The sequence below is a fragment of the Massilia sp. Dwa41.01b genome (assembly GCF_014171775.1).
Classification (GTDB): Bacteria; Pseudomonadota; Gammaproteobacteria; order Burkholderiales; family Burkholderiaceae_D; genus Telluria.
Genome location: NZ_CP050454.1, coordinates 101,615 through 120,856, shown reverse-complemented (window position 1 = coordinate 120,856; position 19,242 = coordinate 101,615). Strand labels below are relative to the sequence as shown.

Below are 19,242 nucleotides of genomic sequence, written 5' to 3'. Positions count from 1 at the left end.
CGACAGCGTCCAGCGCAAGCTGGCTGGCGGACCTGGAAGCGCAGAGCCTGACGCGCAGGCGCCGGGTGGCCGACACCCGCTGCGCGCCGCTGCAGGTGGTCGACGGGCGCGCCGTGCTGGCCTTCTGCAGCAACGACTACCGGGCCTGGCCGCGCATCCGCGCGTGACCGAAGCGCTGCGCGAAGGCGCCCAGCTGTATGGCGCCGGCAGCGGCGCCTCGCACCTCATCAGCGGCCATAGCCGCGCCCATGCCATCCTCGAGGAACGCCTGGCCGAACTGGCCAGCCCGCATATCGAGGACGCCCGCGCGCTCTATTTCAGCACCGGCTACATGGCGAACCTGGCGATGCTGACCGCGCTCGGTGCCGATGCCGATGCCACCATTTTTTCGGAGGCGCTGAATCACGCCTCGCTGATCGACGGTGCGCGCCTGGCACGTGCGCAAGTCTCGATCTATCCCCATGGCGACGTCGCGGCCCTGGCGGCGCAGCTGGCCGCCAGCAGCGCCACGACAAAAATCGTCGCCACCGATTCCGTCTTCAGCATGGACGGCAACCTGGCGCCCCTGCGCGAATTGCTGGCGCTGTGCGAACGTTACGGCGCCTGGCTGGTGGTGGACGATGCCCACGGCTTTGGCGTGCTCGGTGCCCGGGGACGCGGCGCGCTGGAACACCTCGGCCTGCGCTCGCCGCAGCTGGTCTACATGGGCACCCTCGGCAAGGCCGCCGGCGTGTCCGGGGCCTTCGTGGCCGCGCATGCGAGCGTGATCGAACTGCTGGTGCAGCGCGCCCGCCCCTACATCTACACGACGGCCTCGCCGCCGGCGCTGGCGCACGCGCTGCTCACCAGCCTGGACATCATCACCAGCGACGAGGGTGCAGCATTGCGCGCGCACCTGGCTTCGCTGGTCGAGCAGCTCGGCAACGAACTGGCGCTGCGGCGCTGGCAGCGGCCGGCATCGAACACTGCGATCCAGCCGGTCATCATCGGCGCCAACGACGAGGCCCTGCGGGTGGCGGCCGCGCTGCTGTACGGACGCGGCCTGTGGGTGCCGGCGATCCGGCCGCCGACGGTGCCTGCCAATACGGCACGCCTGCGCGTGACGCTGTCGGCCGTGCACACCCACGACGAGGTCGCGCGCCTGGCCGGCGCATTGAACGAACTGGAAGGAGCGTGATGAAGAATTTGAACGAACCCCAGGAACCGGTCGAGACGGCCGCGCTGCCGCTCGCGCAAACGAAACCGGCGGTGACGGCGGTCCCGTCCTTGGTACCAGCGCTCGCCGCCGAAGGCCTGCCATCGCGCTTTTGCTGTTTCGTCACCGGCACCGATACCGAGATCGGCAAGACCCTGGTCTCGAGCGCGATCCTGCATAAACTGGTCGAGCGCGGCCGCCGTGCCTGCGGCATGAAGCCGGTTGCCGCCGGTGCCGAACTGCGCGACGGTGAACTCCACAACGAGGACGCCGACATGCTCGCGGCCGCCGGTAACGTGCACCTGCCGCCCAATATCACGACGCCCTTCATGCTGCGCGCGAGCCGGCCGCGCCCCATATCGCGGCCGCCCTCGAAGGCGTGACGATTACCGCCGTGCCGATCATCGCGGCCTATGCCGAGATCCTGGCCGCGTCCGACGCGGTCGTGGTCGAAGGCGTGGGCGGCTTCCGCGTGCCCTTCAACGACGATTTCGACAGCGCCGACCTGGCCGCGCAGCTGAATTTGCCGGTCATCCTGGTCGTCGGCATGCGCCTGGGTTGCATCAGCCATGCGCTGCTCACGGTCGAGGCGATCGTCGCGCGCGGCCTGGTGCTGGCCGGCTGGGTCGCCAATGCCGCCGACCCCGACATGCGCTTTTTCGACGAGAACATCGAGGCGCTGTCTGCCCGAATCCCGGCCCCGCTGCTGGGAGTCGTGCCGCGCCTCGAACAAGCTAGCGCCGCCAACGCGGCCCGATTCATCGATCTCGCGGGACTGCCGGGCTGGCCGTCGACGCGCGGTCCCGTTACCAAGGAATGACCTCATGAACGCACCCCAGACCATCGCCCTGCACCGCCCGACCGCGCCGATCACCGAGCGTCCGAACGCCACCTGGCCGCTGGCCGACGTGATGGCCCTGTTCGAACTGCCGTTCAACGAACTGATGTTCCGCGCCCAGCAGGCGCACCGCGCCCACTTCCCCGACGGCGACGTCGAACTGGCGACCCTGCTGTCGATTAAAACCGGCGGCTGCGAGGAAGACTGCAGCTACTGCCCGCAGGCAGCGCGCTACGACACCGGCGTCGAAGCCAAGAAAATCCTCGACATCGACACCGTGCTCGACGCCGCGCGCCAGGCGAAAGCCAGCGGCGCCACCCGCTTCTGCATGGGCGCCGCCTGGCGCAGCCCGAAGGAGCGCGACATGGCCAAGGTCGAGGAAATGGTGCGCGAAGTGAAAGCGCTCGGCATGGAAACCTGCGCCACCCTCGGCATGCTGGAAGAGGGACAAGCCGAACAGCTGAAAAACGCGGGCCTGGACTACTACAACCACAACATCGACACCGCGCCGGACTTCTACAACAACGTCATTTCGACGCGCGAATACCAGGACCGTCTCGATACCCTGGGCCGCGTGCGCCAGGCCGGCCTGAAGGTCTGCTGCGGCGGCATCGTCGGCATGGGAGAAACGCGCGAGCAGCGCGCCGGCCTCCCGGTCCAGCTGGCCAACCTGAACCCGTATCCGGAGTCCGTCCCCGTGAACCACGGTGCAGGTCGAAGGCACGCCGCTGCACGGGCTCGACCCGCTCGATCCGCTCGAATTCGTGCGTACCATTGCCGTGGCGCGCATCACCATGCCGCAGGCGCGCGTACGCCTGTCGGCCGGCCGCCGCCAGCTGGGCGAAGCGGTGCAGGCGATGTGCTTCATGGCAGGCGCCAATTCCATCTTCTATGGCGACAAGCTGCTCACCACCGGCAACCCGGAAGCGGAAGACGACCGCGCGCTGCTGGCGAAACTGGGCCTGAAAACCCGCTCGGCCACGCTGGAGTCGGCGCCGAAGGAAGCCTGCGGCTGCTGAGCGACCAGCAAAAGCGGCTGCGGAGCCGCTTTGCAGCGCTTGAACCCCTCTTCACCAACACGAAAAACGATAAAGCGAGACCAACGCATGTTCAGCAAAATCCTGATCGCCAACCGTGGCGAAATCGCCTGCCGTGTCGCCGCCACCGCGCGCCGCATGGGCATCCGTACCGTCGCCGTGTATTCGGAAGCGGACGCCGGATCGAAGCACGTTGCGGTCTGCGATGAGGCCGTGCTGATCGGCCCCGCCGCCGCCAAGGAAAGCTACCTGCGCGGCGAGAAGATCATCGAAGTAGCGAAAGCCACCGGCGCCCAGGCGATCCACCCGGGCTACGGCTTCCTGTCCGAGAACGCCGAGTTCGCGGAAGCCGTTGCCGCCGCCGGTCTCGTCTTCATCGGCCCGCCGGGCTCCTCGATGCGCGCGATGGGTTCGAAGTCTGCGGCGAAGCAGCTGATGGAAGGCGCCAACGTGCCGCTGGTGCCGGGCTACCACGGGGACAACCAGGATCCGCTTTTTCTTAACGCCCAGGCCGACCGCATCGGCTATCCGGTGCTGCTCAAAGCCAGCGCCGGCGGTGGCGGCAAGGGCATGCGCGTGGTCGAGCGCAGCGAGGACTTCGTCGCCGCGCTGGCCTCCTGCAAGCGCGAAGCGATCAGCTCCTTCGGCGACGACAAGGTGCTGGTCGAAAAATACCTGATCCGCCCGCGCCACATCGAAATCCGGTGTTTGCCGACACCCGTGGCAACTGCGTCTACCTGCACGAGCGCGACTGCTCGGTGCAGCGCCGTCACCAGAAGGTGCTGGAAGAAGCACCGGCCCCTAGCATGGCGCAGGACCGCCGCGCGGCGATGGGCGAAGCGGCCGTGGCCGCGGGCGCGCCGTCGGCTATGTCGGCGCCGGCACGGTGGAGTTCATCGCCAACCAGGACGGTTCGTTCTACTTCATGGAGATGAACACGCGCCTGCAGGTCGAGCATCCGGTGACGGAAATGATCACGGGTACCGATCTGGTCGAATGGCAGCTGCGCGTGGCCGCGGGCCAGCCGCTGCCGAAAAAGCAGCATGAACTGGGCATCCACGGCCATGCGATCGAGGCGCGCATCTACGCCGAGAATCCGGAAAAAGGTTTTCTTCCATCGATCGGCACGCTGCGCCACATGGACACGCCGAACGCCGTGAGTTTCGAGCTGGGCGGCGTGGCGGGCGTGGCGCCGGCTGCCGTGCGCATCGATTCGGGCGTGCGCGAAGGCGATGCGATCTCTCCGTTCTACGACCCGATGATTGCGAAACTGATCGTCTGGGGCGCCGACCGCACGCAAGCGCTGGCGCGGCTGTCGCAGGCGCTCGCCGAATTCCAGATCGTGGGCCTGGCCACCAATATCGCCTTCCTGAAGCGCCTGGTCGAAGGCGAGGCCTTCTCGACGGCCGATCTGGACACCGGCCTGATCGAGCGTAATGGCGCCACCCTGTTCCCGCCATCGAAAGCGGCGCCACACGGCGCGCTGGCCCTGGCCGCCGTGGCGCTGATCGAGGCCGAAAAGGCGCGCTCGAGCCGCGCATCGAACCATGCCGCCGACCCGTGGGGCCAGGCGCAAGGCTGGCGCCTGAACGGCGACTACCGCCGCCAGTTGTCCTTCGCCGACGAGCATGCTGCCAGCCTCGAAGGCGGCGCCTACCAGGTCGGCGTGACCTATCATCCGCAGGGCTGGGAGCTCGACATCGACGGCAGAAAGCAGCCCTTGACGGTCAACGGCCGCGAGGGCAGCATGCTGTCGATCCGCCTGGGCGAGCAATCCATGCACGGCACCGTGCGCCGCGACGGCGATTTGTTCCATGTATTCACGGGGGGCGAGCATGTCGCGCTTGCCTATAACGACCCGATGGCCCATGCCGGCGAGGCAGAGGCCGCCGGCGGCCGCCTGACCGCGCCGATGCCGGGCAAGGTCGTCGCCGTGATGGTGGCGGCGGGCCAGGAAGTCAAGAAGGGTACGCCGCTGGTCATCATGGAAGCGATGAAGATGGAGCACACCATTGCCGCGCCTGGGGACGGCCTGGTGGAAGAGGTGCTGTACGCGGTGGGCGACCAGGTAGCCGACGGCGCGCCGCTGCTGGCCTTCAAGGCTGCCTGATGCGCGTCCTGCTGTACCGTGGTGATGGGCAGATCGGTCCCTGGGCCGAGGATTTCGCGCGCGCCCTGCCCGGCGCCGAGACCGTCGGCTGGCAGGAAGGCGATACGCTCGGCGCCTGCGATTACGCCGTGCTGTGGAGCCCCTCGCCCAACCTGCTGCCGCAGCTGGCAGGACTGAAGGCGATCTTCCTGATGGGCGCGGGAGCGGACGCGGTGCTGAAATTCGGCGACGCCCTGCCCGCCGTGCCGATCGTGCGCCTGGGCGACGCCGGCATGGCGATGCAGATGGCGGAATACGTCACCTGGGCACTGCTGCGCTACTTCCGCCGCTTCGACGAATACGAGGAGCAGCGCCGCCACGGCCTGTGGTCGCCGCTGCCGGTGTACCGCAAAGAAGATTTTACGGTGGGCGTCATGGGCATCGGCAAACTGGGCCTGCCGGTGGTGGAGGCGCTGCGCGCCTTTGGTTTTCCGGTGCGCGTCTGGAGCCGCACGCCCAAGGAAGTGACGGGAGTCGCCTGCTATGCCGGCCTGGATGCGCTCGACGACTTCCTGCGTGGCACCCGGGTGCTGGTGTCGCTGCTGCCCTTGACGAGCGAAACGAACAACCTGCTCGACCGCCGTCGCCTGGCAACGCTGCCGCAGGGGGCGTATCTGATCAACGTCGCGCGCGGCGCCCAGGTGGCCGAGCCGGACCTGCTGGCCCTGATCCGCGCGAAACACATCGCCGGCGCCACGCTGGACGTGTTCCGCAACGAGCCGCTGCCGGCCCAGCACCCGTTCTGGGACGAGCCGCGCATCACGATCACGCCGCACATCTCCGCCGTCACGCTGCGCGAGGAAGCGGTGCTGCAGATCGTGGATAAAATCGCCGCGTTCGAAGCGGGCCGGCCGGTCGCGGACATCGTCGACCGCGCACTGGGATATTAAGCAGATACTGAACGATACCGAGGAGTCGACATGAACAGCCAAGCCACCCTGCCGAAGAAGGTCAAGATCGTCGAAGTCGGTCCGCGCGACGGCCTGCAGAACGAGAAGGACACCATCAGCGCCCAGGTCAAGATCGAACTGGTCGACCGCCTCACGCGTGCCGGCTTCGTCAATATCGAGGCCGCCTCCTTCGTGTCGCCGAAATGGGTGCCGCAGATGGCAACGAGCACCGAGGTGATGGCCGGGATCGCCCGCAAGCCCGGCACGATCTATTCGGCGCTGACCCCAAACATGCAGGGTTTCGAGGCGGCGCTGGCAAGCCGGGCCGACGAAGTCGTGATCTTCGGCTCGGCCTCCGAAGCCTTCTCGCAAAAGAACATCAACTGCTCGATCGCCGAATCCATTGCCCGCTTCGAGCCGGTGGCAAAGGCGGCGAAAGCGAACGGCATGCGCCTGCGCGGCAGCATCAGCACGGCCTTCGGTTGCCCCTACCAGGGCGAGGTGCCCCTGGCATCCGTGGCGGACGTGGTGCGCCGCATGCGCGACCTCGGTTGCGACGAGATCGACATCGCCGACACCATCGGCGTGTCGACCGCGCGCAAGACGCAGGAAGTGATGCTGGCGGCAAGCCGTGAATTCCCGCTGCAGCAGTTGTCCGGCCACTTCCACGACACCTATGGCCAGGCGCTGGCGAACATCTACGCCAGCCTGGAAGTGGGCGTGCAGATCTTCCACTCGTCGGTGTCCGGCCTGGGCGGTTGCCCCTACGCGAAAGGCGCCACCGGCAACGTCGCCACCGAAGACGTGATCTACCTGTTGAATGGCCTCGGGATCGAGACGGGAATCGACCTCGACCAGGTGGTCGATGCCGGCCAGTTCATTTCAGGCGTATTGGGACGCAAGGGTTCCAGCCGCGCGGGGAATGCGCTGGCGGCGAAACGGGCGGGTTGAACCGGCATCGTAGGGCAGGCGGGTTCCCCGCCTACGCGGTGATCGCCAACGGTTCCAACGCGGCGATCGATGATCTTGACGATAACGATCACCGCGTGGGCGGAGCCCACCCTACGTACCGGCAATGTCCATGAAAAAAAAGGCGAAAACGAAAAAAGCCGACAACTTTCGCTGTCGGCTTTTCTCTTAATACTGGTCGGAGTACAAGGATTCGAACCTTGGACCCCCTGGTCCCAAACCAGGTGCGCTACCGGGCTGCGCTACACTCCGAAGACACGCATCATAGCGGCTGGGACTCATCCGGTCAAGGTCGGGTTTTCATTTTGTGGAATTTTCTTACGTCGGGGATGAAAGCATTGTGAAACTGGCAGCAGGGAGTGGCATCGCGCCCGAAGAACAAAGCAACTGGTCGAACCGACGCATCGCGGCCGGGATCGCGGTCTCGCTGGCGCTGCACCTGCTCGTGCTGAACCTGCAGCGCAGCGCGCCACCTGGCGAACCCGCGGCGCCGGCGCGTCCGCTCGCGGTGCGCCTGCGGCCGCCTCCCCAGCCGCTGCCTGCGCCACAGGTCGAGGCAGCGCCGCCCTCGCGGCCGGCTCCGTCTTCAGCGCGGCGTACGCAGCCGCAACGGCCGCGTCCCGTGATCGCGGTCGATCCCGTACCTACGCCGGCGCAGCCCGATGCGTTCACGGTGCGGCAGGCTCCCGAATCGCCAACCGAGGCGCCAACCGATGTGCCGCGTTTCGACCCCGACGCGGCGCGCAAGATGGCACGCTCGCTGGCCAACATGAAAGATCCCGCCAAGGAAGGCACGGCCATCGGCCAGTTCCCGGAAAAGCCGCTGGAGACGGAAAGCCGGGCAGCGCGCGCGATCGGCGCGGCCAAGCGCCCCCTGTGCAAGGATGGCCTGCCGGGCGGCTTGCTCGGCCCGCTCCTGATCCTGGCGGACAAGAAGGACAGCGGCTGCAAGTGGTAGGCGCCGCGCCAGCGCGTCAGAAGTAAAAGGTCGACACCAGCTGCCAGCGGCGCCGATCCGGCAGCACGCCGTATTCGCTGCGCTCACGGCCGCCGTTGTACTGGAACTGCAGGGCCAGGTCGGCGTGCGTCCAGTGGTAGCGCCCTTCCAGCCAGGCCAGGCCGCTGCGGTCGTCGAGGTTATGGCGGCGCATCAGCGTCAGGTCGAGGTGCCTGAGCCCGGCGTCCTGCCAGCTACCGTAAAAGAACAGCGCACGCCGGGTAGGCAGGTCCAGCCGGTCGCGCATCAGGGTGCGGTAGCGGCTGTAGTCGACGAGGGACCCGGCGCGCAGCGCGTCCCAGCCCGCGCGGTCGGGCGCCCAGCCGTTGTATTCGGCTTCCAGCGTGAGCGAGAGCTTGCTGCGCGTCGTGTAGGTCACGCCGGCAGCGGCCTTGTTGGCGTAGCGGGCGGGTCCGGCCACGCCGAACAGCTCCGCTTCCCAGGTCGGCGCGCGCCCGCCCGACCATTCGAGATTGAGCACGGCCGCGTCGCTCAGCAGCGCACTGAGATTCATGCCCAGTTGCGGCGATCGTCCCTCTTCCTTGAACAGCAGCCATTGCGGCGTGATGCGCGCTCCGAACTTCTGGCTCGCGCTCACCAGCCAGCGTTCGCTGCCATTGGTGGCGCCGGCGTCGAAGGCGAATGGGGCGCCGCTGGGACGGTCGCCAAGCTTGGGCGAATACAGGGCCGACAGCGATCCGCTGTCCCACAATACCTGCCCGCGCAGCATCACCGTGCCAAGCCGGTTCTTGCGCACCGTGTCGGGATCGGCCGAGGTGATCGCGCGCACCGCGTTGCGCTTGAAATAATCGGTCGGGTTGTAGCCGGTGGCCACGCCCTGGCGCACGTTGATGCGGCCAAGGTCGACGATGGTGTTGGGTGTGTTCTGCCAGCTGATACTGGCTTCCTTGAGCGTATTGACCGCGTGGTGCCCGGCCTCGGTGCGGCGCCCGAAGACGTCGAGGCGGTTGGCAAGGACGACGCGCCAGCCCGGTGCCACCACCTTGTCGAAGCGCAGGTCGACGGTGGCGCGGCGGTCGCTGTAGCTGCCGCTGCCGTCGCGGGGTTCGGCAACTACCCCTGCAGCTTCCAGCGCGACCTGCCAGTCGCCGGCCTTGCCCTTTCATCGGGCGCGGCGTCGGCCAGCGCCAGCGCCGCCAGGTCGGTGTCATCGCGCGTGTCGGGCGGCGCACCGGCATGTGCCGGCCCGGCCAGCAGCGCGGCCGCCATCATGAAAACCAGTTTCATCGCGGCTTATGGCCGGAAGCGCGGCAGGTAATCGCGCTGCAGCCAGCTGTCGGGAATGTCGCGCCAGGCATAGTCGGCAAAGCGCATCACTGTCACCCAGCCCGGATCGAGGCCGTCGATGATGACGGTCTCGGTCGGGCGTTCCTGGCCCAGCTGGGCCTTGTAGTGGCGGTAATAGGCGGTTTTCAGCAGGCGTCCACTCGCCGTATAGAAGCGTGCCTTGATCGGCCGGCTGCTGGCCTTGTCGACCCACATCTCGATGCGTTCATAGGTGACGTCCGGGGCGGCGGCGCGCAAGTCCAGCTTGTAGCTGGCACGGGGCTTCTTTTCGCCGTCGGCCACTTCTTCTTCGCCGGCCAGCGTCGCCTGGTAATCCTTCGACAGGTTGACCGTGACGACGTCGCCGTTCGCCGCCTGGCCCAGCAGGCGCTGCTGCGGCGAGATGCGTACGCTGGCGCTGGTGGACGGGTCGAAGAACCACAGATCGTTGCCGTTCTTGAGCATCAGCTTGTTGGCATCGCGCGCCGGCGTGACGAAGCGGATCAGGTTATTGAACTGCCCGCTCGCCGGGTCAGCCTTCGAATACACCGCCAGCACATTGCTGTCGGTCTGCTTGCCGGCGCGGTATTCGATCAGCGTGGCGTTCATGCTGAACGATTTTTCCGGGTTGCGGATCTTGTCGCTGGCCGCCAGGATCGCCTGGGCAGACGGCGTTTCGGCGGCTGCGACGGTGAGGGCGGCGCCGCCCAGGAGGGCGGCCACCGTGAACAGAGTAGGCAAGTTCATGCGGGGACTTTCTCAAACATGACGCAGGGCGTCGACGATGTTCAGGCGCGAAGCGCGGTGCGCGGGCAGCCAGGCGGACAGGGTGGCCACCAGCATCAGGCCGATGCCGGTGCCGATGATCATCGGCGTTTCGCCCCAGACGCTCAGTTGCAGCGGCATCGGTTCGACCCGTCCCGGCGGCGTCCAGGTAAAGCCGCTGTGGTTGATCAGCCAGGCCGCGCCCAGGTCGCGACCACGCCGACCAGGGCGCCGATCGAGCCGAGCAGCACGCCTTCGCACACGAACAGGCGACGGATGCCGCTGTGGCGCAGGCCGATGGCGCGCAGGGTGCCGATTTCCACGGTCCGCTCGACCACCGCCATGCTCATCGTGTTGCCGACGGTGAACAGGACAATGGCGCCGATCAGCAGCGAGATGAAGCCGAAGATGGCGGCGAACATGTCGGTGGCCTGGCCATAGAAGGGGTTCAGGGTGGCAAATTCCAGGATGTCGAGATTGCGGCCCTTGAAGTGTGTCTCCAGCAGTTCGCGCAGGCGTGCCTGGGCCGCCGGCATCTGGCTGGTGTGCTTGAGCTGCACCATGACGGCGGTGGCACGCGGGGTCTCGTTGCCGTACACGAGGCGCTGGGCCTGCTCCAGGTGCAGCGCGACATGGACGTCGTCGAGTTCCTTGATGCCCTGGTCTTCGGCTTTGACCACCTGCAGCGCGGCGACGTTGGGCGCACCATGCGCGTTCGCCGCCAGCAGTTCGATGCGGGCCTGCCCCTCGGCCTTCGGCGCCGGCCCTTCCAGTGCCGCCAGCGATGCGATGTCGGACGGGGTGTCGGAAGGCGTCCCGGCCGCGGCGGCTGGACGAGTCTGGCCCGTCTGCTCGCAGCGGCCGACCTTCAGCGGCTCGCACAGCTGCAGTACCCGCGCCACGCCCGTGCCGATGACGGCCGCCTCAGGACTGGTACCGGTCAGGCCGAGCGGCTCGCGCCGGAAGTCGAGCGCATAGTCGTTCCACCCGCGCATGCGGTTCTGGTCGTCGACGACCACGCCGGCGCCCAGCACGGTGCGCGACACGCCCGCCGCGAAATTGCCTGCGATGCCGCCCAGCTGCAGGGTCGGCGTGACCACCTCGATCATGGGCGCGAGCACCGGGTCGCGCCGCACCACATCCATCACCTGCTGGTAGTTCTCGATGCCATAGGCGGCCGGGTTGCCGGTGCCGTACACAAAATAATCCTTGTGCTGGATCTGCAGGTGGCCGCTGCGCTGCACGTAATCCGTCTGCAGGCCGTAGTTGATGTTGGTGCTGTAGCCGCCGAACAGCAGCACGGCGCAGGCGCCGATGGTCATGGCCAGCAAGGTCGTGAGAGAACGGCGGCGGTTGCGCATCAGGTTGCGCAGGGCGAGGATCAGGGTCTTCATGCGACGCCTTTCAGGGCCAGCCGTTCGACCGCGGCGATGCGGCCGTCGCGGATGGTGACGACGTCGTCGGCTTCGGCCAGCACCTGCGGATCGTGGGAGGAAAAGACGAACGACACCGCGTGCTCGCGCTGCATGCTGCGCATCAGGGCGATGATGGCGGCGCCGGTGTTGCTGTCGAGGTTAGCGGTGGGCTCGTCGGCCAGCACCAGCTTGGGCGAGGCAGCCAGGGCCCGTGCGATGGCGACGCGCTGGCGCTGGCCGCCGGAGAGCTGGCCCGGCAGGTTGTTGCCGCGTTCGGACAGGCCGACCGCGTCGAGCAGGCTGCGCACGCGTTCGCGCCGGCGCGCTGCGGACATGCCCGTCAACAGCAGCGGATACTCGACGTTTTCATAGGCCGACAGCACCGGCAGCAGGTTGAAGTTCTGGAACACGAAGCCGATGTGGCGCGCACGGAAGTCGGACAGGGCGTTGTCGTCCATCGCAGCTACCCTCTCGCCGGCGACGACGATGTCGCCGCTGTCGGGACGGTCGATGCAGCCGATCAGGTTCAGCAAGGTGGTCTTGCCGCTGCCCGAGGCGCCCGACAGCACGGTAAACCGGTTGGGGCGGATCTCGAGGTGGATGTCCTGCAGCGCCGGCACGCCCACGGTATCGAGGTAATAGGTCTTGTTTACGCCGCTGAGGCTGACGCAATGGGCGGCGTGGCTCATGGATGCACCACCTTGGGCGCACCCAGGCCGAGCAGCCAGGCCAGCGCGTAGCAGGCGCAGGCCAGGCCGGTGAGCGCGACCGGCACCACGAAGAAGAACTGGATCGACAACAGCAGGGACACCAGCGCCACCAGGATGTTAAAGCCGAGCACCGGGGTGCGCAGCGCCGCCGCCATCGAGGCCGCCTTCACGAACAGCATCGTGACCGCGCCATAGCTCATCAGGAGCACGCCCATCATGATCGAAAAGCCCTGGTGGAACTGGTACAGGTTCGCCACCGTGCCCGGCATGGCGATGGCAAAACCCTTCATCGAATCGATCATGGCCTGCTGGGCCGGGGTGACCGGCGCCAGCAGCGCGGTGGCCAGATGGCCGGCGCCGACCAGCACCAGCGCCGCCGAGCCGCTCATGTACAGCAAATGTCGTAAACGCATCGTGTTCCTTGTCGTGCAATGGGGCTTATTTGAAGATGACGTCCATCTTGCTGGCCAGGTAGATACTGCCGCGCATGGTCAGCTTGCGGGTCAGGATCGCGGTCATGCCCTTGATGTCGCCATTCACCAGGCGCAGGTAGGTGACGTCGTCGGTCGAGAAGGTGACGCTCGGTTCGGGCACCAGGCCATCGACGACCTGCAGGCTGCCGTCGTTGACGCGCAGGCAGAAGTTGCGCCCGCCGGGGCCGCTGATCTGCCACTGGAAATCGGCTTGCAGCTTGCGGCTCGCTTCCGGCTGGAAGCGCTGGGGCATGGAGGCGATGACCTCGTCGATGGTGTTCAGGCGTGCGCTGTTCATGCTGCGAGGCTCCTTTTGTTGAGGACGATGTCGAGTTCCGTGCCGAAGCCCTGCTCCACCCACAGGTCGTGATAGGCCTCGTCGTAGATGCCGGCGGCGACGAAGTAGCGCACCATCGGCACGCACAGTTCGATGTTCAGGCGCTTGCGGTGTTCGCTGTAGAGCACCGCCTCGAGCAGCGCCTCGTGGTCCTGGAAGGCCGGATGGGCCATGCCGACGCGGTTGAAGCAGTCGACATTGGTGACGCCCTGGTCGACCAGCTGGCGCATGTAGATCGGCGTGAATTCGCGGATCGCGTGCTGGAACTCGGGGTCGGTATCGGCCAGGCCGATGATCATGTTCTGGCCCCACTTGATGTGGCGTACCTCTTCCTTCCAGTGCTCGCGCACGACCGCGCTGGCAAGCGGGTGGATGTAGTCGGCGTCGACGTCGAGCTGCTGGTAGAGGTCGGCCACCCATTCGATCAGCATCGTCATGTACACCGCCATCAGCGGGTATTCCCCGGTGCCGGCGTTGTCGTCGTAGAAGCTGCGCATGAACTCGGGCATCGGGAACACTTCGGAGCCGAAGTAGGCGATCGCCTTCTTGAACACCAGCGTGTGGATCAGCTCTTCCTTGATGAAGTGCTTCATGTACTCTTCGATGTGCGGCAGCTTCGCGAACGTCCCGCGGTTCACCACGCGCATGTAGTACTCGATGACGAGTCCTTCCAGGCCGATGAAGCCGGACCACCACGACACCGTTTCCTCCAGCGCCAGGCGGCGGATCTCGTCCTCGCTCGCCAGGTCCCAGTAGGGGGTGCCGTAGATGGAAACGCGTTCCTTCTTGCGGATCCAGGGCGTGCCGACTTCCATGTCCCAGGGGTGGTGCGCCAGCATGGTCATGCCGCCGCGCTCCGAGGTGTCGATCAGCTTCCTAGTCAGCGAGAACAGGCGCTGCTTCTTCGGTTCTGCGAATATCGCTTCCACTTGTGCTTCCATGTTCAGCATGTCCCCTTGGTTGGATCTGTTGGTTCTGTTCGTTCAGTTTGCGCAGCTTTTCGTGGCGTAGCGTCGCGGCGGTGAAGCCGAGGCACATGGCCGGCTCGTAGCCGGCGCCGTTGACCCAGGTGCCGACGAACTGGATGCCGTCGACCGGCGGGCTTTTCAGGAAGCTGACGTTGCGCTTCGGTACGGGCTTGTAGCCGAAGGACGAGCCCCCTCCGGAATTGGTGTACTTCTTGTTCGTGCGCGGGGTCGAGATGTCCATGTATTCGATGGCATCGCGCAGTTGCGGAAAATAGCGGCAGGCCCGGTTGATGACCTGCTCGGCGATCTCGCGCTTCTTTTCCTTGTAGGCCTCGCGCGGCAGGTCGAGCCAGTCGTCCTGCTGTTCGAGGATCTCGAGCTGCACCACGTAGCCGTAGGAAGCGTCGAGCGCGTGGTAGTTCGAGACCGACAGCGGCCGTCGCTGGTAGCGCAGCGGGCAGTCCGCCCCGGCCGCAGCGCCGTCGAGATAAGCTTCGTCGGCGATCAGGTAATCGGACTGCAGCATGCCGATCGCCGCCGGCGGCGCCGACAGGCCCAGGTAGACGATGAAGGCGCCCAGGCCGAATTCGAGCTTGTCGAGCTTTTTCTGGAAGTCGTCCACGGCCACGGCCGGCGGCAGCAGCTCGACGACGTGATGGGGGCAACCGGTAAACACGATGTGATCTGTCTCGAAGCGGCGCCGGCGCGTGTGCGCACCCGCCACCCGGCCGCTTGCCGTCTCGATGCCGAGCAGGCGTTCGCCCAGCAGCAGGGTGCCGCCGCGGCGTTCGAGCTCGCGCGCCAGGGTGTCGGACAGGTATTGCGAAGAACCCTTCACATAGGCTTTGCGGGTCAGCATGAAGGTGTAGGCGAAGTGCAGGAAGTACAGTGCATCGGCCTCCATCGCTTCCACGCCGAGGTTGATCGCCAGCGAACACAGCAGGGTGATCAGCTGGCGGTCGCTGAACACGGCCTTGAAGTAATCGAAAGCCGTCATGCGCGCCAGGCGGCGCGACTCGGCGAAGCTTTCCATGTCGAGCTGGTGCTCGCCCAGCGCCACCCGTGCCAGCATGTAGGTCTGGTAGCCGTAGCTGCCGACGTCGGCCATGAAGCGGGCCAGGGCCGCGCGTTCGTGCGGGAAGTGCTGGAGCAGTGCCGCGACCAGGCGTTCGCCGTCGCAGGGCAGCGCGATGCGGCGCTCGCCGATGATGAAGGTGGTCAGCTCGTCGTAGTAGTGAAAGTCGATGTGCTGCATCAGGCCCGCGCGCTCGAGCGCGTCCTGCAAATTCCCGCGCGGACCGAAGCCGGTGATCTTGTGCAGGCTGCAGTCGAAGACGAACTTGCGCTTGCGATCGAAATTGGTCGCGTAGCCGCCCGGCTTGGTGTGCTTTTCGACGACGGCGACGCGCCGCCCGTGGGCGGCGGCGACGTTGGCGTAGACCAGGCCGGTGAGGCCCGCGCCCACCACCAGCTCATCGACCTTGAGGCGTTCCTCGGACATGGACGCTGTCAGGCAGGCTGCGCCACTTGCGCCGCCGTTCCCGCTTTGGCGTCGATCAGTTCCTGCACGATCGCGGCGATGGCGCCGATGCTGACCAGTTCCTCATAGCGTGCCGGCGGAATCTTGATCTGGTATTTCTTCTCGAGGTTGACCGTCACTTCCAGGCCGGCGAGGGAATCGACGTCGTGGTCGTGCAGCGAGTCGGTCAGGCCGATCTCGGTGTCCTCATCGAGTTCGGCGGCTTCGATGATCAGGTTGCGGATGGTGGTGTGCAGGTCTAGCATGTGGCTTCTCTCAATGAAAGTGAATCAAGGTGAATTAACACGCGACGATGCCGTCGACGTTCCATACCTGGGCAAGGAAGCCCCAGCCGATCCCGGCGCCGGCCAGCACGATGGTGTCACCCGGCGCGATGCGTCCCTGCTCCAGCGCCATCCACAGGTTGTGCGGCACCGCCACCGACACCATCACGCCGGTGTCGCGGGTACTGATCAGGTATTTGTCCTCGCCGATGCCGATGCCGCTCGCCCAGCTGTAGACGAGGATCGGCGAAGGCTGGTGGAAGACGAAGAAATCGATGTCGGCCGGCGTCAGCGCCGTCCTGGCGAGCGCGCGTGCCACGGCTTTCGGTACGTTTTCGGGGACGAATTCCTGCAGCTCGGCCTGGCCGTTGTCCGACAGCGTGAAGTAGGGCTTGACCGGCCCCTCCTTGCGGGTATCGCCTTCCTCGTGGCGGAAGCGGCCAGTCGCAACCTCGTAGTGATCGGCGTTGGAGAACTGGTCGACGGCGATCAGGTCGGCCACGTCGCCTTCGCCCCCACGCGTGAGCAGGGCGGCGGCGCAGCCGTCGGCAAAGATCGTGCAGCTGTGCGAGGTGAAGTCGAGCATTTGCGACACGTATTCGCTGCACACCACCAGCACGCGCTCGGCCCGGCCGCTGCGGATGTAGCTGGCGCCGATGTTCATGTTCAGCATGAAGCTGGCGCATTCGACCTGGGTGTCGAAGGCCAGCGCGCGGGTGACGCCCAGGCGCTCGCGCAGCACGCGCGACAGGCGCGGATGCATGCGCACGCCCGCGTGCGGCAGCACCCCGGCGCTGTCGCTCAGGGTCGGCGCCGACGACGAGCAGATCAGCATGTCGATGTCGTCCGGGCGCAAGCCCATCGTGGCCAGGATGCGCTGGCAGGCGCGTTCGGCGGCCAGCAGCTCGCTCTCGTCGTTGGCGGCGCTGAAGTGGCCACGCTCCTCGATGCCCCAGAAGCGCCACCAGCGCGCCGGCGTTTCCGGCAGGCGTGCGAACACGGGGAATCGTTGCGGATGCGCTCGCGCGGCATCTCGCAGGTAATGGCGGCAATCTTGACGCGGTGCTCCATCATGCGCTCCTCCCGTAACTCACGGTGACGGCATCGGCGGCGGGGCCGAAGGGGTCGAAACTGAGCAGGGTGAGTTCACCCGCGGCGCCCTCCGCCAGCAGCGGCGCCAGGCCGAGGGCGCTGTCGAAGGGGCCGCTACCGCTGCCGTCCATCTGCCAGTGCTCGACGAGATGGCGGGCGCCGTCCCACGCTTGCCCGTGGAGTTCGGCCACGCAGGCGCGCGCCGCCTCGGCGTAACGGGCGCCAATGTCGGGCGGCGGGGCGAAGCGCACCTGCGTGGTCTGGTCGCCGGCGTGGCGAATCGTCTCGTTGAGCATCAACATCAGCGGTTTGACCCCGTCGAGCGTGCGGCTGCACCAGCGGCTGGTGCCGGTGGGCTCGCACAGCAGCGCCATGGCACCATCGGGAACGGCAAAGCCGGACACGGGATCGGGCCGCACACCGTGGCCGCATTCGGCACGGGCGAACAGCACGCGCCGGTAGCCCTGCTGGAAGGCGAAGATGTCGGCCAGGTGCAGGGCCTTGGCCACGCTGGCGTCCATCAGGTCGAACACGTAGGCGTGCTCGGCACCCGTGGGCCTTTGCAGCGAGTGGCCGATGCGCGGGCCGATGATGCAGGGGTCGACCGCCAGGTGGTCGGGCGAGACGGAGATGGTGACGATCATGTCGATGTCGGTAGCGGCCAGGCCGGCACCGGCCAGCGTCGCCTGGGCCGCAGGCAGCAGCGCGTCGATCGCCATGTCGATTTCGGCCGGCATCTGCACGGCGCAGTTCAGGATACGCATCAGGCGTGTGCCTCCTCGCCGAGCAGGGCCGCGGCCCGGGCGATCAATTCGTGTTTCACGAGCTTGCCGTTGTCGTTGCGCGGCATCGCGTCGAGGTGGACGATCCGGCGTGGCAGGTGGTGCGATTCGAAGCTGCCGCGCAGCCACAGGTCGATGCCGTCCTTGTCGAGCGCCTGGCCGCCCGGCTGCAGCGTGATGAACAGGGTCGGCTTGGCGCCATCGTGCTCGCGGGTGGAGGGAACGAGCACCGCTTCGGCCACGTCGGGGAAGCGGTCGCATAGCGCCCGTTCGACCGAAATCGGCACCACCCAGCGTCCGTTGACCTTGAACTTGTCGTCCTCGCGTCCCTGGTAGGTATAGCTGCCGTCTTCGTTGAGCAGGAACAGGTCGCCGGTGCGGTAGGTGCCGCCGGCAAAGGCCGCGTCGCCATGGCGCGGGCTGTTCCAGTAGCCGGGGCTCACGCCGGGGCCGCTCACCACGAGCACGCCGGATCCGCCGGCGTCGGTCACGGCTTGGCCCTCTTCGCCCAGCAGCGCGCAGCGATAGCCCGGCAGCGGCAGGCCGGTGACGCCGGGGCGGGCCCGGCCCGGCGCGTTGGCAAGGAATACATGGCCCACCTCGGTGGCGCCGATACCGTCGCAGATCTCCACGCCGCGCTCCTGCCAGGCCCGGAATTCGGCGGCGGGCAGCGAGGCGCCGGCCGAGAAGGCGATGCGCACGCAGGATGCCAGCACGGCGGCATCGGCGCGCAGGGCGCGGTACATCGCGGGCACGGCCATGAAGACGGTGGGACGGTAGCGCGCCAGGTTGGCGGCGACAGCGCGCGGGTCGGGCCAGCGCTCGTCGAGTACCGCGCTGGCGCCGCTGAACAGGGGGAAGAACAGGCTGTTGCCCATGCCGTAGCCGAAAAACATCTTGGGTACGGAGTACAGGCGGTCTTCGCTTCGCAGCTTTAAATGCGCGCCGGCGAAACTCTGGCAAAACCCGAGCGTCGTCGCCCGCGTGTGGATCACGCCCTTCGGCGTTCCGGTGGAGCCGGAGGTGTACTGCAGATAGCAGAGGCTATCCGCTGCGGATAAGTGGAAATCATTCCAGCGTTCGGACCCGCCCATCAGGAAAATGTCGAGATCCTGGTCCTGGTCGAGATAATTACTGGTACTGCGCATATATAAGACAGGCTGGGGAATCAATTCCCCAAGCATATTTTGGACGGTTTCATAACGCTCTTCATGCCCAATGAATATGCTGGCCTGGCAATCGACACATATCGCCCGTAATTGGCCGGCCGACAAACGTGGATTGACCATGACCGGGACGGCACCGAGCGCGATGCACGCCAGGAATAGCGCGGATAATACCGGCGAATCGTTCAATGCGATGACGACGAATTGACCGGCTTGTACGCGCTCCTCCAGCAAACTGGCATAACGCAGCACTTGTTTCTTGAAAGCACCATGCGTGACGATCTCGTTGCCGTAGTAATACAGCGGTGCGTCGGGCACGATATTTCGCTCAAGCAATTCACGTGCAAGATTATCTGGTGACATTTGCTT

The 19,242-nt window shown here is 66.5% G+C and carries 15 protein-coding genes, 1 tRNA gene and 5 pseudogenes; 7 read left to right on the top strand and 14 right to left on the bottom strand.

The window, feature by feature from the left end:
* Nucleotides 1-23 precede the first annotated feature (23 nt).
* From bioF to G4G28_RS00575, 6 genes and pseudogenes are all read left to right on the top strand, one after another.
* Nucleotides 24-1,177: pseudogene (gene bioF / locus G4G28_RS00600) on the top strand (8-amino-7-oxononanoate synthase).
* Nucleotides 1,177-2,015: pseudogene (gene bioD, locus G4G28_RS00595) on the top strand (dethiobiotin synthase). Before bioF ends, bioD begins: the two co-directional pseudogenes overlap by 1 nt.
* 4 nt (nucleotides 2,016-2,019) lie before the next feature.
* A pseudogene (gene bioB, locus G4G28_RS00590) lies at nucleotides 2,020-3,052 on the top strand (biotin synthase BioB).
* An 87-nt stretch (nucleotides 3,053-3,139) separates the two neighbouring features.
* Nucleotides 3,140-5,180 (top strand): annotated as a pseudogene (locus G4G28_RS27315) (biotin carboxylase N-terminal domain-containing protein).
* Nucleotides 5,180-6,109: a glyoxylate/hydroxypyruvate reductase A gene (locus G4G28_RS00580; protein ID WP_182990453.1), complete on the top strand. Its 930-nt coding sequence runs from the start codon at nucleotides 5,180-5,182 to the stop codon at nucleotides 6,107-6,109. The pseudogene G4G28_RS27315 and the gene G4G28_RS00580 overlap by 1 nt, the downstream one beginning before the upstream one ends.
* A gap of 30 nt (nucleotides 6,110-6,139) precedes the next feature.
* Nucleotides 6,140-7,060, top strand: a complete 921-nt coding sequence (locus tag G4G28_RS00575) for a hydroxymethylglutaryl-CoA lyase (protein WP_182990452.1) — start codon at nucleotides 6,140-6,142, stop codon at nucleotides 7,058-7,060.
* 193 nt (nucleotides 7,061-7,253) lie between these two features.
* Here G4G28_RS00575 and G4G28_RS00570 read toward each other — a convergent pair.
* Nucleotides 7,254-7,330: transfer RNA gene (locus G4G28_RS00570), tRNA-Pro, on the bottom strand.
* Between the two features lie 88 nt (nucleotides 7,331-7,418).
* On the opposite strand from G4G28_RS00570, the gene G4G28_RS00565 reads away from it, so the two are divergent.
* Nucleotides 7,419-8,036, top strand: a complete 618-nt coding sequence (locus G4G28_RS00565) for a hypothetical protein (RefSeq protein WP_183107940.1) — start codon at nucleotides 7,419-7,421, stop codon at nucleotides 8,034-8,036.
* A gap of 16 nt (nucleotides 8,037-8,052) precedes the next feature.
* Here G4G28_RS00565 and G4G28_RS00560 read toward each other — a convergent pair whose 3' ends face one another.
* The 13 genes and pseudogenes from G4G28_RS00560 to G4G28_RS00500 all read right to left on the bottom strand — a co-directional run bounded on the left by G4G28_RS00560 (nucleotide 8,053) and on the right by G4G28_RS00500 (nucleotide 19,236).
* Entirely contained in the window at nucleotides 8,053-9,078 is a 1,026-nt protein-coding gene (locus G4G28_RS00560; RefSeq protein WP_183107939.1) for a hypothetical protein, read from the bottom strand.
* A gap of 71 nt (nucleotides 9,079-9,149) precedes the next feature.
* Nucleotides 9,150-9,323 carry a hypothetical protein gene (locus tag G4G28_RS00555; RefSeq protein WP_183107938.1) on the bottom strand — a complete coding sequence of 58 codons (174 nt, stop codon included), beginning with the start codon at nucleotides 9,321-9,323 and terminating at the stop codon, nucleotides 9,150-9,152.
* Nucleotides 9,324-9,329: 6 nt separating this feature from the next.
* On the bottom strand, nucleotides 9,330-10,109 hold the full coding sequence (locus tag G4G28_RS00550) for an outer membrane lipoprotein-sorting protein (RefSeq protein ID WP_182990449.1): 780 nt from the start codon (nucleotides 10,107-10,109) through the stop codon (nucleotides 9,330-9,332).
* A 12-nt stretch (nucleotides 10,110-10,121) separates the two neighbouring features.
* A pseudogene (locus G4G28_RS00545) lies at nucleotides 10,122-11,521 on the bottom strand (ABC transporter permease).
* On the bottom strand, nucleotides 11,518-12,231 hold the full coding sequence (locus G4G28_RS00540; protein ID WP_182990448.1) for an ABC transporter ATP-binding protein: 714 nt from the start codon (nucleotides 12,229-12,231) through the stop codon (nucleotides 11,518-11,520). The pseudogene G4G28_RS00545 and the gene G4G28_RS00540 overlap by 4 nt, the downstream one beginning before the upstream one ends.
* Nucleotides 12,228-12,665, bottom strand: a complete 438-nt coding sequence (locus G4G28_RS00535; RefSeq protein ID WP_182990447.1) for a hypothetical protein — start codon at nucleotides 12,663-12,665, stop codon at nucleotides 12,228-12,230. Before G4G28_RS00535 ends, G4G28_RS00540 begins: the two co-directional genes overlap by 4 nt.
* A gap of 25 nt (nucleotides 12,666-12,690) precedes the next feature.
* Nucleotides 12,691-13,023 (bottom strand): SCP2 sterol-binding domain-containing protein, encoded by a 333-nt coding sequence (locus tag G4G28_RS00530; protein WP_182990446.1) that lies wholly within the window; start codon nucleotides 13,021-13,023, stop codon nucleotides 12,691-12,693.
* Nucleotides 13,020-13,991, bottom strand: coding sequence for a diiron oxygenase (locus tag G4G28_RS00525; protein WP_182990445.1), 972 nt, complete (start codon nucleotides 13,989-13,991; stop codon nucleotides 13,020-13,022). Before G4G28_RS00525 ends, G4G28_RS00530 begins: the two co-directional genes overlap by 4 nt.
* A complete protein-coding gene (locus tag G4G28_RS00520; protein ID WP_182990444.1) occupies nucleotides 13,939-15,531 on the bottom strand; it encodes an NAD(P)/FAD-dependent oxidoreductase in 1,593 nt (530 codons plus the stop codon). Before G4G28_RS00520 ends, G4G28_RS00525 begins: the two co-directional genes overlap by 53 nt.
* A gap of 8 nt (nucleotides 15,532-15,539) precedes the next feature.
* Nucleotides 15,540-15,815, bottom strand: a complete 276-nt coding sequence (locus G4G28_RS00515) for an acyl carrier protein (RefSeq protein ID WP_182990443.1) — start codon at nucleotides 15,813-15,815, stop codon at nucleotides 15,540-15,542.
* 34 nt (nucleotides 15,816-15,849) lie between these two features.
* Nucleotides 15,850-16,833 carry a 3-oxoacyl-ACP synthase III family protein gene (locus tag G4G28_RS00510; protein ID WP_183107937.1) on the bottom strand — a complete coding sequence of 328 codons (984 nt, stop codon included), beginning with the start codon at nucleotides 16,831-16,833 and terminating at the stop codon, nucleotides 15,850-15,852.
* A 70-nt stretch (nucleotides 16,834-16,903) separates the two neighbouring features.
* The gene (locus G4G28_RS00505; RefSeq protein ID WP_183107936.1) at nucleotides 16,904-17,689 is read right to left on the bottom strand and encodes a hypothetical protein; all 786 of its coding nucleotides are present in this window, start codon (nucleotides 17,687-17,689) and stop codon (nucleotides 16,904-16,906) included.
* The gene (locus tag G4G28_RS00500) at nucleotides 17,689-19,236 is read right to left on the bottom strand and encodes an AMP-binding protein (RefSeq protein WP_229425345.1); all 1,548 of its coding nucleotides are present in this window, start codon (nucleotides 19,234-19,236) and stop codon (nucleotides 17,689-17,691) included. The genes G4G28_RS00505 and G4G28_RS00500 overlap by 1 nt, the downstream gene beginning before the upstream one ends.
* Nucleotides 19,237-19,242: the final 6 nt, after the last annotated feature.